The organism is Chitinophaga costaii (genome assembly GCF_900094705.1).
GTDB lineage: Bacteria > Bacteroidota > Bacteroidia > Chitinophagales > Chitinophagaceae > Chitinophaga > Chitinophaga costaii.
This window is the reverse complement of the sequence record NZ_FMAR01000003.1, coordinates 229,027-243,550: the sequence shown is the minus strand read 5'-3', so window position 1 is coordinate 243,550 and position 14,524 is coordinate 229,027. Positions and strand designations below refer to the sequence as shown.

Genomic DNA, 14,524 nt, shown 5'->3' with positions numbered 1-14,524 from the left:
TTCCAGGTTAAGTAAAATAAGGTTGCGGATGCTTTCTATACTAGTCTTCCCACCTCAGCGCACCTTTGCGTAGGATATATATAAAACCCGCCAAAAACGAAGCCACGAACATCAGCATAGCCATGAAACCATCCCAGCCCAGGGTTTTAAAATTGACAGCGTAGGGATAAAAGAAAATTACCTCCACATCGAAAAGTACGAAGAGGATGGCAGTCAGGAAATACTTAATGGCAACGGGTTGACGGGCATTACCCTTCTGTTCTATACCGCTCTCGAAGTTGATGAGCTTATCGGAAGTTCTCCGCTTAGGCCCCAGAAAGTGGGTGCCAAACATGGTGACTACTACAAATCCCACGGCAGCGACCAACTGCAAAACGATGGGAAAATAGCTAAAAGGTGTGTTCGTAGCGGCTAAAAGTGCTGAACTCAAAAACATAAGCTTCCCTTAAAATTGTTCTGTCTAATTCGCAAAAGTAGTTCAACTGATTGCAAAATACAAATCCACCACGGGTTAAAATATTAACTTTTTTAGCCATCGGAAACCCGGAAACCTACCGGCAGGTGGCCGGTTTCCTGCAGAAATCCCCCCTGGACACAAAAAATGCCCTCCTGCTGTTAGCGGGAGGGCATCATATTCAGGCAGTTGCCCGGATTATTTAATGTATTACTTATGCGGCTTGGCAGCAGGCTTGGCGGGGGCTGATTTAGCTTTTTCAGAAGCCGCAACGTTATCCTGGATCTGCTTTACGGTAGCATTATTCGGATCTAAGGCAAGTACTTTGTCTTCGTACACCTTCAGGTTTTCCTTGTCTCCCTTGTTGTAATAGTAGATCATCAGGTATTGATATGGGTACATCAGGTCCCGGGGTTTGCTTTTGGCTTCACCACCAATTTCCACCCAATGAGCAAAAATGGGAACAGCTTTCCCTTCTTTGGCTTCGGGGTCCTGGGCCATATTGGCGCGACCTCTCCAGTAAGTACCCAGTATTTCCTGCTGAGGGTATTTCTGAATGAACTGGGAGAAAGTAGAATCGGCGGCTACATATTGGTTGGAATACATTTCCATAGTGCCTTTCCAGAAAAAGTCAGTGATTTTGCCTGTATTCTGCTCATCGGTGAAATCTGTTGCCAGCTTACCGTACCATTCTGCAGATTTTTTATAGTCGTGCAGGTTTTTGAAAGCCTCGGCCACAGAGCGGTAGCGGTCTACATCTTTAGAAGTATCCGACAGGGCGTATTTTTCTTCATAAAAAGATGCCAGGGAGTCAATCACCTTGGCCTGGGTAGTATCTGATACCCGCACTTTACCATAAATGGCGCTGAGCAGTTTATAATCGTTAGGTTCCAGCTTGCTGTCGCCTACTGATTTTACATAATCGTCCATCACTTGCTTAGCGGTAATAGAATCACCTTTTTGCAGGTAGGAGTCACCGATCAGCCGGGAAAATTTGCCTTTATAGCTGTCGTTGGCAGTGGCTAGTCCGGTTTTTGCCTGGCTGATGGCATCATCATAGTTCTTCCGGTAGAAAGAAATTGCTGCCTGGTTGTATTGCGTTTCCTGTTTGTCGGCAGGGTCGGCTACGGCTATGTAAGACTGTAAATATTTAGCAGCATTTTCCCAGGAGAGCTGATTCTTTTTAGGCGTAACGTAGAACTGGAACAATTCGTAAAACGCAGGGCCGTATTGCGGATCGGTAGTGGTGGCGCGGGTCCAGTCAGACACGGCTTGTTCCAGCAGTTTGGCGTTATAGTTTAGGTCACCTTCTTTGGTAATGGCTTCTGCATTTTTAGGGTCCAGCTCCAGTGCTTTGTCGTAAGCAGTAAGTGCTTTACCACCATTTTCGCCACCGAGCATCCGGTAAGCATCCCCCAGTTCAATGTAATCTGTTGCAGTAGGAGTTACTATTTCCTTCTTTTTACGGCCTTCATTATTCATGTATTTTTCCATGATAGAAGCAGCATAGCCACGGTCTCCTCCTTTCACTTCGGAGTTGGCGTCTGCAATGGCGCGGGCTACATCAGAATTTCTGCCAAAAGTGGCGGCATCCGCAGCCTCGAATTTTTGCTTGGCAGCAGCGGCGTTACCATTCAACAGGTCTATACGACCCAAGCCGGCTGTCAGCAAAGGAGAATTCGGTACAGCAGTGAGGCCTTTCTGGAATGCAGCGGCGGCTCCGTCAATATCTTTCAGTCCTAGCAAAGCCAAACCCTGATAATAGTACGCTCTGTCTTCCGTAGGTTTTGCAGCGATCACCTTTTGAAAATCCTGATTGGCAGAGATGTATTTCTGATAGTACAGGTCTTTCAATCCGTCTTCTACAGTTTGCGCCATGGCGCCATTTGCGGCAAGTACCAGGGCAGCGATTAAGATTTTTTTCCGTCTGTTCATGAGCAATCCGGGTTTTAGTATTTAGTTGTGTTAGTTTTTTAACTAAGTGTACATTGAATGTAGGCGGCTATTTCAGGTTAGCCTGGCGGAATACGATATTCAGTAGCGCAGGGTATAATTTGAAACGTCCTATTAGTAACTGTCCTTCCTGGCTGCCGAGGAAGCTGGCAAATCCCGTGCCTAAGCCCTGGTGAGGTTCTTTTAAACAAAACCAAATGCTGCGTTTTAGCGGATAGGCGCCCGTGCCGATGTACAGCTGGTAAGGTTGTACATATTCAGAGAAACCATCAGCGCGCAGCTTTACCACATTTATGCGATTGGTAAAATCGATAGAAGTAGAATCCGCCGTATCAGAGATCCAGCTTACACCGATCAGCCCCATGGCTTTCTTGTTTTTTACTACATAATCGATCACTTCCGGATTAGTCTTGGCCGCCATGGCGGTGGCAGGAATAGGCTTTCCCTTATTGATGGAGTCGCGAATATAGCGAACGGTACTGGATTTTTCATTATCAAATACCAACTGCCAACTGGAATCCTTACCAATCATAATATCTTTTAACTGGTCCATCGTAAACACGGAATCCTTGGCCGATTTGTTTACTACCAGTGCTACTGCGTCCCAGGCTATACGCATGCTGCTAGGTACAATATGCGCTTTCTGATCCTTAATAAACTGTTTTTCTTTAGTACTCAGATCGCGGGTAACGATGATCATCCGCGTACTGTCTTCCAGCAAATCTGAAAAACAATCCATTTCCGGTTTGTAGTCTGGAATAATATGTGCCTTCGGATATAACGATTGAAAAACGCTGATCTCGGAATCGATCAATGGCTTATAGGTTTCATCCACCGAAATGTGAATGGTGCCCGAGGTTTCCGTATCGGTAAATGCATTGTCATTATTTCCTGAATGGCAGGCCGCCAAAATGCTGGTCATGCCAAGGGCTATTGCAACGAATTTTAACTGCTGTATCATAACTACTATCTTTTATGTGTATGGCCTGCTATTTTTTGATCACATTCCAAACGCCCTGGCTTAACCTGAAAACTCCGTAAATGATTGCCAGTACGCCGAAAATATACTTCACAGTGGGTGCCGCTCTCAGCGTAATGCCCATTCTTTCCCCATATAAAATAAACAATCCTACAAATACAAATAGTAAACCTCTCACGATCTGGCCCAATGCCCTGTAGTTTACACTGCGCTGACGACGATCCGGCCCAGTTTGATCCTGTTGCATATGTTAGTGAATTACAATTATACAAAAAAAAGTTTTCCAATACGCGGAAACAATTATTAAAGACTTGTTAAAGAAACCGCCCTACTGGCGCTGGTTCAGCTAATATTGTTTCCTAAAATTGCTGTATTGATAAACGGGAAAATATTAAAAACAAGCCTTTTCTCCTTGTTTTTATATAGGATGCGGTGGCTCCTGTTTTCCACAAAGGCTGGCAAGATAAGGTAAAATTCTTGTAGGTTTGCGGCGGGAAAAAATTTGTTTCCGCCCCCCGGCAACCCGCACGTATGGGGAGTATTTAGCGGCAACCAAACCGCTTTTTACCCTGTTGCGACCCATGCTAAATGGTGGCGGGCAAAGCAGGCAAAAATCTGGAAAACAATGGCCAAAAGGCCGGTTTTAAACCGTAATATGTATGAAGATACTGATGGTATGCCTGGGTAATATCTGCCGGTCACCACTGGCAGAGGGCATTTTAAGACACCTGGCTCTCCAGGAAAAACTGCCCTGGGAGATTGATAGCGCAGGTACCGGCAACTGGCACGTGGGCGACCCGCCAGATCCCCGCTCGGTGAAAGTGGCCCGCCTGCACGGCATTGATATCTCCGGCCTGCGCGGACGCCAGTTTAACGCCCAGGATTTCCAGCGCTTTCACCGCATTTATGCCATGGACCAAGATAATTACCGCAACATCCTGCGCCACGCCCGCACCCCAGCCGATGAAGCGAAGGTGCAATTGCTACTGGACAATGGACAACCAGTACCCGATCCCTGGTACGATGATGCGCTTTTTGAACCGGTGTATGAATTGATATACACCGCCTGCGAAAAGATAGTACGCACAGCACTGCAACACTAATTTTACTAAAGACTAACGACGAATAAATGGCAAAAATTAAACCTTCTATCCCGCAAGGCACCCGTGATTTTGGCCCGCAAGTCATGCGGAAACGGAATTATATTATGCAAACCATCCGGGAAACTTTCCAGGTGTTTGGGTTTCAGCCACTGGAAACCCCCGCAATGGAGCAACTGGACACCCTAACCGGCAAGTATGGCGATGAAGGAGACCAGCTAATGTTTAAAATATTAAACAATGGCGAAACGCTAAATAAGGCCGCCACCCCCATTGCTGCAAGCATACAAGAAAATACCCCCCTCACCCGCAGTGTACGGCTGTTTTCCGAAAAGGCACTTCGCTATGATCTCACCATTCCGTTTGCCCGCTTTGTAGCTATGAACCAAAACGAGCTGGCCATGCCTTTTAAACGCTACCAGATGCAACCGGTATGGCGGGCAGATAAGCCGCAAAGAGGCCGCTACCGCGAATTCTACCAATGTGATGCTGATGTGGTGGGCAGCAATTCCCTGCTCAATGAAATAGAACTGCTGCTGATATACGATACCGTGTTTGAAAAGCTAGGCCTTCATGGCCATGAGCTGCGTGTGAACAACCGCAAGATATTAAGCGGGCTGGCCGAAATAGCTGGCCGCCCCGATCTGCTCACCGATATTACAGTGGCCATTGACAAACTGGATAAAATTGGGATCGCTAAAGTGAAAGAGGAATTGCAACAGCGCGGCCTCGGAGAAACAGAGATTAACGTGATCGAAAACTTTTTGCATATCGATGGTAGCAATTCGGAAAAATTAGCACAACTGTCTGCATTGCTGAAAAATTCACCAACCGGAATGAAAGGCATTGAAGAAATAAGTTTTGTGTTGAATGCCGGCCTGGCGAAGTTTAGCAGCACACCCATTCTCGATGTTACCCTGGCGCGCGGTTTGAATTATTACACTGGTATGATCATAGAGGTGAAAGCCCCAGCTTCCGTGGCCATTGGCAGTATTGGCGGCGGCGGACGTTATGACGATCTTACCGGTTTGTTTGGATTACCGGGCATTTCCGGCGTTGGTATTTCTTTTGGGGTAGACCGTATTTATGATGTACTGGAACAGTTAGTCTTATTTCCTGAAGCGGCTCAACAGTCTACCAAGGTATTGTTCTTGCACCTGGGCGAAGCCAGCATTCAAACGGCCTTCCCACTGATGATGCAGTTACGCCGCAAAGGCATCCCGGCAGAGCTTTTCCATGAAGCATCCAAGATGGACAAACAACTGAAGTACGCCGATAAACGCAGCATTCCTTACATCGTGATCCTGGGAGACAGTGAGCTGGCGGAAAATAAAGTGAGCATCAAAAATTTGAATACCCGCGAGCAGCAAACTGTGACACTCGAGGATTTTGAGCTTTTTGCTTTTGAATAATAAAGCGCATTCATAAAAAAAACGGCTGCTTTCAGATGATGAAGGCAGCCGTTTTCTTTTATAAACAGAAGGATTATTTACCTCTCTTCTTGTATTCTGCTTTGGCGCTTTCCAGGTAAGCCAGAAAAGCCGCTACGTTTTCTTTCGGATCGTAACCGTAACCGGCGCTAACCAGCGGGCTACCTTCTCCATCCACCGGAATATAGTAAGGCTGTGAATTACGGTTAAAATGTACCGCTTCAAAATCGGCATTAGACTGGCCTACATTTTTCACATTCGTACCATCCAATTTAGACACGTATTGTTCGCTCTCAGGCAATTCCGTTTTTTCGTCAGTGTACAAAGACGCCACGATGAAATCATCATGCAGCACTTTCATTACCTGCGGATCAGATAATACAGACTTTTCAAATTTGCGGCAGTTTACGCAACTATGACCGGTAAAATCCAGCATCAGCGGTTTGTGTGCAGCCTTGGAGGCCGCAATGGCTTCCTGGTAATCGAAGAACAGGGTTTCTACACCAGGTATTTCAGATTCCAGTATGTCAGTGTATTTTTTAGGTTTAATTGTATTGTCGCTAACAGCCGTTCCGCCACCGCTTCCAATTTTTGCGGTAAGGTTGGTCAACTCGCGGTGCAGGTTAAAATCCTGGGAGCCTTCGTGTGGCAGGAACCCGCTGATACCTTTCAGCGGCGCACCCCACAGACCCGGCACCATGTATACCACGAAGGTAAACGTAACAATGGCAAAAAACAGCCGGGGAATAGAAACGTAAGGCAGGTCGCTATCGTGCGAAAATTTGATCTTACCCAACAAGTAAAACCCAGTGATGGAAAACAACACAATCCAAAGCGAAAGGAATACTTCGCGATCCAAGAGGTGCCAGTGATAGGCCATGTCCGCATTGGAGAAGAATTTCAGCGCCAATGCCAGTTCCAGCAATCCAAGTACCACTTTCACTGCGTTCAGCCAACCGCCGGATTTACCCAATTTATTCAGCATGCTGGGAAACAATGCAAACAGGGAAAAGGGAATAGCCAGTGCGAGTGAAAAGCCAAACATACCTACCAACGGGCCTATTACGCCACCTTTACTAGCCAATACCAGCAAGTTGCCAATAATTGGGCCGGTACAGGAAAAAGACACAATGGCGAGCGTGAGTGCCATGAAGAAAATACCGCCAAAATTACCCGCACTGGCTTTAGAATCTGCCGCGTTAGACCAAGAACCTGGCAACGTGAGTTCAAAAGCGCCCAGGAAGGAAATACCAAACAGCAGAAAAATGGCAAAGAAAATTAAGTTAGCCATCGCATTACTGGACAAAGCATTTAACGCCCCCGGACCAAAGATGCGGGTGATTAAAAAGCCCAGGAAAGTATAAATAACAATGATAGAAATAGAATAGAAAAACGCATTGCGGATACCGATGGCACGGGTAGGACTGCGCTTGGTGAAGAAGCCCACCGTAATTGGGATCAAGGAATATACACAAGGGGTAAGTAATGCAAGAAAGCCTCCGCCAAAGCAGGCGAGAAATATCCACCATAGCGATTTATTGGAAGTATCGTCTGCCGCAGTGGCAGCACCTCCACCAGCCACGGTGGCTACGAAAGCATTGTCGATCACGGAAGATACTTCTGCACCTTTCATCACCATGTATTGCACACTACCTTTCAGAACCGTGCTGCTATCGTTGGCCTTAACAGTAGCCACCAGTTCCACGCTATGTTCAAAATAACGCACCTCCGCATCCAGTACGGAATCATGGCGGCTTTCCAGCTTACCCTCTTCCTGAATACCTGTAATGGTAGCGCCTTTTGTATTAACTACCAAGCGACTGTTCACCGATGTGTCGGGCATTGTAGTAGAAAAAAGAATCCAACCATCCTCAATTGTTCCTTTTGCGTGCAACAAAAACGTTCCTGCATCCTTTTTCTCGGCGCTATATTGCCAGCTCACTGCTTTTTCCGAAGCGTCCTGGGCCCTGGCCGGTAAAGCAGCCACCATAGCCCACGCGAGCAAAGCGTATAAATATTTCATAGTTGATTTTACTTGGTCGGTTGGTAAAAAAAACAACAAACGAGTCCTTTACAGAACTCGTTTGAACTATTATATGTTGGTAATGGTCACGATTATTTACCGCCTACGGCAATTGTAAATTCAAGTTCTTTGGGAGGCAGGCACTGATGATCATCGCAGGTCATAAATTCTACACTGCCTTTTACTTTAGTCTGCGCCTTCCCTTTCACGGATACGGTCTGCACAAAGTCTACCTTATCGGCATAGTATTTCAGTTCTGAGTTAAAGTTCTTGTCGAATGCTTTCGTTAGTTTGCCCACTTCTGCAATCTTGCCATTCGTAGCGATCAAAGGATTCTTATTGATCTTAAAAGAGGTGGCCACCGGACCCTCACCTGCTTCCTGCGCGTACAGGTGCCAACCGGCATCAATGGTAGCGGTCATGTGCAGTTCATAGGTCGTTTCATTAATTTTCTTGGACGAGAAATTCCACTTTACAGGATTTTCGATCTGTGCGCTCACCAGCAAAGGCAGGGCAAACAGGCTGAGCATCATCAAAAGTTTTTTCATGATCTGAATTCTTGGTTTGGTTGGCTTAAAAAATTCACCTAAAAATAAACCATTTAGCCTTGCAACGCGTAACAAATGGTTAAGTGGCTATTTTAAGCGATGAACAGTTGTAGTTAATAAAAAAGTACTGGCACAATATTATACCTATTCCATGATATAAAATTGTTAAAAATAAGGGTAAAGGCGTACGCACACAGGGTTTCAGGGCCACTGGGCATAAAAAGGTCTTAAGCTCCAGATTTCCTGCTTGCCGGACATCTGGAGCTTAAGACCTGCTATAGAATGTTTTTTCCTATTACCCGATCAGTCCCTGGAAAATGAGCTGTCCATCTGTATTGAGCAGTTCCCGGTTGGTAGCGCGTTCGGGGTGCGGCATCATGCCAAATACGTTTTTATCTTTATTAGTAATGCCGGCAATGTTGCGGGCAGCACCATTATAATTATGGTCTTCGTGAATATTGCCAAACTCGTCGCAGTAGCGAAACAGCACCTGGTTGTTGGCAAACAGGCTGTCCAGGGTAGCCTCGTCAGCATAATAACGACCTTCTCCATGGGCAATTGGAATTTTCAACGGGGTGCCAGCCAGAAAACGGGTAACGGGAGTGGCTGTATTCTCACTTTTCAGGTGAATATTTCTGCAGATAAACTGCTGGCGCTGGTTTTGAAGTAGTACGCCCGGCAACAGGCCTGCTTCACATAAAATTTGGAACCCATTACATACCCCCAGCACACGACCGCCCTTGTTGGCAAAATCTATAACACTCTGCATCATGGGGCTAAAACGGGCAATGGCACCACAGCGCAGGTAATCTCCGTAGGAAAATCCGCCCGGGAGTACTATGCAGTCTGTCGTCGTGAAAGCACTCAGGTCTTTGTCCTTATGCCATAACTCTATTACTTCCTGGCCCATATCGTGGCGCAAGGCGTCGATCATATCATGGTCACAATTCGATCCCGGGAAAGTAACTACCCCAAATTTCATATGCAGTCGTATTTAAAAAGAAGTGCCAAAGTTAGGCTAAATGCCGGAATTCCCCGAGGGATAAGTGCAGATTTATCAAAAAGGCCATGGGCTCAGCTAAAAAACTGCATCACCAGTACGTAAGCCAGCACCAGGAAATGAACGGCATTGGCTATAGTATCATTGCGGATGCTCCAGAATACATTGCCCCCAAACATAGAGATTGGCAATACCGCCAGCAGCCAATATGCCGGCGAAAAATGCAGTCCGAAAAATGGCACCAGCAGCGCCACCGCCACAAATACAAGCGACATACTCCAGATCTTACGCCCCTGTATGAGCATTTTCTTTAACGCCCCTTGCAGGAGCAGCCACCCCAGCACAAAGAACAGCAGGCACACCACGGCGGCCCCCCATACTTTGTAATCGTTTACAAATGGATTGGAAATCCCAATATTAGGAATTCTAAAAAGCAAGGGTAGGCGATCTGTCAGGAACAGATAGGTACCCAGCAGGTAAATTGGGCAGATAAGCCCCAACAGCCCCAGTATCCACTCCGCCAACCGGAAGGCCCGCATGATTAGCAAACTGATGAGTAATAATAGCAAAAAAATGACGGAAGGAAAATAAATAAGACTGGCAATCCCTATAGCAAAGCCAGTATTAAATACCACATCGCGCACGGAGGCGCGGCTGTACAAGTCTGTAAGACTGGAAAACACCCATAACATGATCAAATTCACCAGCAGTACCGGACTAAAAACCGTCCAACTGTTCAGTAACGAGGTGAACAGCATGTAGGTCATGGCTGGCAAGTAGGTAGGCTTGGTAAAAAGGCGGTGATGATTGATGATTTTGGTAAACAGCAGGGCCTGCACCAGTAGGATAAGAATGGTAAGGCAGGTAAAAAAATAAGGGCTGTTGCCTACCACTTGCTGCATCCATTTTACCAGCAGTTCATACAAAAAACCTTCCGACCCATCGGCCAGGTAGGTCGATGGGTGCAGGAGATAAAAGAATTTAACTACAAGCGTATAGATTAATAGCAACAGTACCGTTAACGGGTTGCCGGAGCGGAAGAATCGTATCACAATGCAAAGGTGTAATTAAAAGTCAATTTTTGCAAAGCAAATATAATTCCGGTACACACAGGGAATCAGTACAGTACGGGCCCCGATCTGCTTGCCAAAACGAGGCATCCAGGTGTAACCTTTATCCAGGTTGCGCAGGGTAGGCAGGCGACTGATCTTCCCATCGGGGGTAATACTGTTGTCGGCAACCAGCCAGTTGCGGCGATCCGCCTCATTAAAGAGAAAACGCAGTTCACTGCCCACATTCACCATAATATAACTCAGGAACATGTCCGATCCGTCGTCGAATTGCGACTTGTTCACAATATTACTCCACTGCAAGTTGCCCTCCTCATCGTAAGAAAGTACGGCTACATTGTCGTTGTGGAATCGATTGCCCTGGGGACCATTATTGTAGAACCAGGGATTGTACATGGAGGAATACGGAGAATAATAATAAGGGTACATGCCTCCATAAGGGCCGTACAGATAGTTCCATCGGTTGTAGGGCTGGTAGCGGGACGTGGTGTAAAAACATTCGGCAGTTACCAGGAATCCACCATTTTTCAGGTTCACAATGCGGCGGATAAAATAGTCGTTAAATGCACCCGCCGTACTGGCATCGCCCTTGGCGCTAGCTTTCAACTGCTGGGAAAAATCCGCAAATTTTTCATATACAGGTTGTTGCTGACCGTAATCAAATTTATTAATGTAAAGACCTTCTACGTTACCTCGTTTTTGTTTGTAATAGAAGGCAGCGGTGATCACGCGTTTGGCAACATTATCCAATTTCACTTTCACCTCATCAACTAATTGTCCTTTCAGGTCGAAGGGATATAATGCAAAAGAATCTACGGTAGCTTGCTTCTGGACTAACTGGCCGGCTACCATCACATCGCGGTTGCTGCTACGTTCCAGTTTGGTGAAGATGAAATCACCCTCGTTGGAGAGGCTGAAATTTCCCAGGAAGTGTTTCTTCGTCTCCATAGGCATAGACACGCGGCTGTTGTTGATCAGCAGCATAGAACTATCGTATAAAAAGGTGTAAAAGATATTATCGTTCTGGCGATCCTGGTTAATTTTATAGAGCAGTATCTTACTCTTGTCTTCGGAAAACTGTACGGAGTATACCTTATTTTCCACCGTGACGTTGCCAATGCGGGTAGAATCCAGCAACAGGGGGGCCTGGTCAAAACTACCATTGGCATGCATAGTGGCGCAAAAGGAAAACACGGCATCCTTGCGCTGAAACTGGTAGAAAAACAGCACCCGGTCTGAATAGGCAACCAGGTCCATGCTCAGCAACTTTTTGGGCAGGAAGTCCAGGGGAATTCGTTGCACGGGTTGCAGGTTGTTATCATAAATGGATACCGCGTAATCGCCCCGGTCACTTTTGTACACCATGATCTGGCCACCTACCTTCCCAATAATTTCGAACTCCGTAGTTTTATAATCATCCTTTTCGGGCTGGGTGTAGGTGACTTTCTGGGCCATGGCAGCGGTACCGCATAAAAAGAACAGCAACCAGCCATATAAACGTAACAGCATACGCATCTTGTCTTTATCTAGAAATTAGGAGAATAAAATATATGCTTCTGGTATCAAACCTACAGGAAAAAAACCATAAACAAAAACAGGCCTCTCCTGTGGGCTGGGATGCAGAAAAGGGTATAGACCCACAATTAACACAATAGATTAAATACCGGGGGCATGATTTTTATTGTGTATTTTTAGCAAAATATTTTCCACTCATAAATAAGTGAACACCAACCATGGAAACAGTGTTGATTACCGGTGGTACAGGACTGATAGGACAGGAACTGACACGGCTGCTTTCGGAGGTAGGCCATCAGGTAATCGTAATGAGCCGGCAGCGCCCCCCGGCTACTTCCCCAAATCCCCAGGTGCGTTATGCACAATGGGATGTAAAGAATCAATCCCTGGATTTAAACGCGCTGCAAGACGCGGATTATATCGTACACCTGGCTGGTGCCGGCGTGGCGGATCAGCGATGGACGGCCTCCCGCAAACAGGAGATCATTAATAGCCGCACCCGCAGCAGTAACCTGCTGGTGGATATGTTGAGCCGGCATCCCAATAAAGTGAAGAAAGTGGTCAGCGCTTCCGGCATTGGCTTCTACGGGGAAAGCTATACGAAGTCTTTTGTAGAAGATGATGTTCCGGCAGACGATTTTTTGGGTACTACCTGCGTGGCTTGGGAAAACAGCATCAAACCGGTGCAGGACCTGGGAAAGAAATTGGTTATTTTCCGCACAGGTATCGCATTAAGCCGGGCAGGCGGCGCCCTGTATGAATTTTACCGTCCACTGCGCCTTGGCGTGGCCGCCATCCTGGGAAGTGGCGAGCAATGGGTCAGCTGGATACACATCCACGACCTGGTACGCCTGTACCTGAACGCCATCATGAACGACAACCTGGAAGGCACTTTTAATGCCGTAGCCCCCACCCCGGTTACCAATGAACAACTGGTGTTATCTATGGCGCATGCCGCCAGAAACAAAAGTTTTGTACCCGTACATACGCCCGCCTTTGCCCTGAAAATAATCCTGGGCGAAATGAGCGTGGAAGTATTAAAAAGTTGTAAAGTATCCAGCCAAAAGATGGAAGCCACGGGTTTCCAGTTTTCTTATCCTGTGATTGACGAAGCGATGGATCAGCTTTTTAAGCAGGGGTAACCCCCTACCCTTCCAGCACTTTGCGCATGGCAGAGGCCTTCAGCAAACATTCCTCCCATTCCTGTTCCGGATCACTGCGGAATGTTATGGCAGAACCGGTAGTGAAGGAAAGATATTGTTCAGATGCATTGTACAACATACTCCGGATCACCACATTAAAATCCATATCGCCTCCGGGTGTTACATACCCTAGCGCGCCGGAGAACAATCCCCGTTTACTGCTTTCATATTGCTCAATGAGCTGCATTACCCGCAATTTGGGTGCGCCGGTCATAGAACCCATGGGAAAAGCATGCCGGATGATGTCGGTGAAATCTTGCCCGGGCGCCAGCATGGCCTGCACCGTGGATATCATATGATGCACCTGGGCAAAGGTGTAAATGCCGCAAAGCTCCGTTACTGCTACACTGCCACGCGAAGCCGTGGGTGTGAGATCATTGCGCACCAGGTCTACTACCATGATATTTTCGGCGCGCTCCTTGGCGCTATTGCGCAGCAAAGCTTTTAGCCTATCCTCTTCTGCAACGCTGTTACCCCGGCGGATAGTGCCTTTAATGGGCTGGGAAATAACCTGCCGGCCCGTTTGCTGCACAAAACGTTCCGGGCTGGCACAGGCCAGGTATTGATTGCGCAGCCGGTAAAAGGCAGCAAAAGGCGCCGGTGAAAAGGCATTTAACCGTTGGAATAAGCTATATGGGTTTAACGCAATGTCTGGCAGGAAGTGTTCACGGCAAAAATTGATCTCGTAACAGTCTCCACGATGAATATGTGCTTGCAGGGCCTTTACCCTACCTGTATAATCTGCATGATCAAAGGGGCTTTGTAGCGTACGTCGCAAGGGGGGTATACCACCGGTAGTAATGGGAGTGCGCATACACGCATCGTACACCTTGCGGGCATCTGCTTCCTGATAGTTCCAGCCACCAATCTGCACCACTCCAGGCAGTACAAGCAGCACCACCTCCGGTTGAAAAAAATACAGGTTGGGAAAAGCTATTCCATCGGGGTGAGTAGAGGTTAAAGGGTATAATTCATTTTTAAGATCGTATCCTAAATGACCAAAAATCCAGTCTTTGACATGGCGATGAAATGCCTGTAACTGTGTCAGGCTATCCGGAGCCCCGTTGCCCGTGGTGTCCGGGAGCAGTTCGCTCACCACACCGGCAGCCAACAAGGCTTCATAACGTGTGTAAGAGGCGGCATATTCATTTGAGTCCATAAAACAACAAATGTTGAACTGTTTTGACCAGTCCAACATTCGCTGTTTAAAAGAGATGATATCCGCTGTCGGAAAATCGAAGAATATCCTG

At 46.9% G+C, this 14,524-nt stretch carries 13 protein-coding genes; 3 read left to right on the top strand and 10 right to left on the bottom strand.

Annotation, left to right across the window (positions count from 1 at the left end):
- Positions 1–40: 40 nt before the first annotated feature.
- The 4 genes from GA0116948_RS06215 to GA0116948_RS06200 all read right to left on the bottom strand — a co-directional run bounded on the left by GA0116948_RS06215 (position 41) and on the right by GA0116948_RS06200 (position 3,633).
- Positions 41–436, bottom strand: coding sequence for an NADH-quinone oxidoreductase subunit A (locus GA0116948_RS06215; RefSeq protein WP_089710169.1), 396 nt, complete (start codon positions 434–436; stop codon positions 41–43).
- 228 nt (positions 437–664) lie between these two features.
- Positions 665–2,389: a tetratricopeptide repeat protein gene (locus GA0116948_RS06210; protein ID WP_089710167.1), complete on the bottom strand. Its 1,725-nt coding sequence runs from the start codon at positions 2,387–2,389 to the stop codon at positions 665–667.
- A 67-nt stretch (positions 2,390–2,456) separates the two neighbouring features.
- Complete coding sequence (locus GA0116948_RS06205) at positions 2,457–3,368, bottom strand: substrate-binding domain-containing protein (protein WP_089710165.1); 912 nt, start codon at positions 3,366–3,368, stop codon at positions 2,457–2,459.
- Between the two features lie 28 nt (positions 3,369–3,396).
- On the bottom strand, positions 3,397–3,633 hold the full coding sequence (locus tag GA0116948_RS06200) for a hypothetical protein (protein ID WP_089710162.1): 237 nt from the start codon (positions 3,631–3,633) through the stop codon (positions 3,397–3,399).
- Between the two features lie 412 nt (positions 3,634–4,045).
- Between GA0116948_RS06200 and GA0116948_RS06190 the strand changes: the two genes are divergently transcribed.
- On the top strand, positions 4,046–4,489 hold the full coding sequence (locus GA0116948_RS06190) for a low molecular weight protein-tyrosine-phosphatase (protein ID WP_165798334.1): 444 nt from the start codon (positions 4,046–4,048) through the stop codon (positions 4,487–4,489).
- Positions 4,490–4,515: 26 nt separating this feature from the next.
- Positions 4,516–5,898 carry a histidine--tRNA ligase gene (gene hisS / locus GA0116948_RS06185; protein ID WP_089710157.1) on the top strand — a complete coding sequence of 461 codons (1,383 nt, stop codon included), beginning with the start codon at positions 4,516–4,518 and terminating at the stop codon, positions 5,896–5,898.
- A 73-nt stretch (positions 5,899–5,971) separates the two neighbouring features.
- On the opposite strand, the gene GA0116948_RS06180 is transcribed toward hisS, so the two are convergent.
- From GA0116948_RS06180 to GA0116948_RS06160, 5 genes are all read right to left on the bottom strand, one after another.
- Positions 5,972–7,939, bottom strand: a complete 1,968-nt coding sequence (locus GA0116948_RS06180; protein WP_089710155.1) for a protein-disulfide reductase DsbD family protein — start codon at positions 7,937–7,939, stop codon at positions 5,972–5,974.
- 92 nt (positions 7,940–8,031) lie between these two features.
- Positions 8,032–8,487, bottom strand: coding sequence for a protein-disulfide reductase DsbD domain-containing protein (locus GA0116948_RS06175; RefSeq protein WP_089710153.1), 456 nt, complete (start codon positions 8,485–8,487; stop codon positions 8,032–8,034).
- Positions 8,488–8,782: 295 nt separating this feature from the next.
- Positions 8,783–9,469, bottom strand: coding sequence for a phosphoribosylformylglycinamidine synthase subunit PurQ (purQ, locus tag GA0116948_RS06170; protein ID WP_089710151.1), 687 nt, complete (start codon positions 9,467–9,469; stop codon positions 8,783–8,785).
- Positions 9,470–9,561: 92 nt separating this feature from the next.
- Entirely contained in the window at positions 9,562–10,539 is a 978-nt protein-coding gene (locus GA0116948_RS06165; RefSeq protein ID WP_089710150.1) for a hypothetical protein, read from the bottom strand.
- Positions 10,540–10,554: 15 nt separating this feature from the next.
- Positions 10,555–12,066 (bottom strand): hypothetical protein, encoded by a 1,512-nt coding sequence (locus GA0116948_RS06160; protein WP_123891696.1) that lies wholly within the window; start codon positions 12,064–12,066, stop codon positions 10,555–10,557.
- Positions 12,067–12,290: 224 nt separating this feature from the next.
- Here GA0116948_RS06160 and GA0116948_RS06155 point away from each other — a divergent pair, with 224 nt between their 5' ends.
- Positions 12,291–13,214 carry a TIGR01777 family oxidoreductase gene (locus tag GA0116948_RS06155; RefSeq protein ID WP_089710146.1) on the top strand — a complete coding sequence of 308 codons (924 nt, stop codon included), beginning with the start codon at positions 12,291–12,293 and terminating at the stop codon, positions 13,212–13,214.
- 4 nt (positions 13,215–13,218) lie between these two features.
- On the opposite strand, the gene GA0116948_RS06150 is transcribed toward GA0116948_RS06155, so the two are convergent.
- Positions 13,219–14,433, bottom strand: coding sequence for an anthranilate synthase component I family protein (locus GA0116948_RS06150; protein WP_240619131.1), 1,215 nt, complete (start codon positions 14,431–14,433; stop codon positions 13,219–13,221).
- Between the last annotated feature and the right edge of the window lie 91 nt (positions 14,434–14,524).

What these genes read in the sequence shown, in the direction of transcription:
- GA0116948_RS06190 (WP_165798334.1), top strand. Translation starts at nt 4,046, where the DNA reads ATGAAGATACTGATGGTATGCCTGGGTAATATCTGCCGGTCACCACTG.
- GA0116948_RS06150 (WP_240619131.1), bottom strand. Translation starts at nt 14,433, where the DNA reads ATGGACTCAAATGAATATGCCGCCTCTTACACACGTTATGAAGCCTTG.
- GA0116948_RS06215 (WP_089710169.1), bottom strand. Translation starts at nt 436, where the DNA reads ATGTTTTTGAGTTCAGCACTTTTAGCCGCTACGAACACACCTTTTAGC.
- hisS (WP_089710157.1), top strand. Translation starts at nt 4,516, where the DNA reads ATGGCAAAAATTAAACCTTCTATCCCGCAAGGCACCCGTGATTTTGGC.
- GA0116948_RS06180 (WP_089710155.1), bottom strand. Translation starts at nt 7,939, where the DNA reads ATGAAATATTTATACGCTTTGCTCGCGTGGGCTATGGTGGCTGCTTTA.
- GA0116948_RS06210 (WP_089710167.1), bottom strand. Translation starts at nt 2,389, where the DNA reads ATGAACAGACGGAAAAAAATCTTAATCGCTGCCCTGGTACTTGCCGCA.
- GA0116948_RS06155 (WP_089710146.1), top strand. Translation starts at nt 12,291, where the DNA reads ATGGAAACAGTGTTGATTACCGGTGGTACAGGACTGATAGGACAGGAA.
- GA0116948_RS06205 (WP_089710165.1), bottom strand. Translation starts at nt 3,368, where the DNA reads ATGATACAGCAGTTAAAATTCGTTGCAATAGCCCTTGGCATGACCAGC.
- GA0116948_RS06200 (WP_089710162.1), bottom strand. Translation starts at nt 3,633, where the DNA reads ATGCAACAGGATCAAACTGGGCCGGATCGTCGTCAGCGCAGTGTAAAC.
- purQ (WP_089710151.1), bottom strand. Translation starts at nt 9,469, where the DNA reads ATGAAATTTGGGGTAGTTACTTTCCCGGGATCGAATTGTGACCATGAT.
- GA0116948_RS06160 (WP_123891696.1), bottom strand. Translation starts at nt 12,066, where the DNA reads ATGCTGTTACGTTTATATGGCTGGTTGCTGTTCTTTTTATGCGGTACC.
- GA0116948_RS06175 (WP_089710153.1), bottom strand. Translation starts at nt 8,487, where the DNA reads ATGAAAAAACTTTTGATGATGCTCAGCCTGTTTGCCCTGCCTTTGCTG.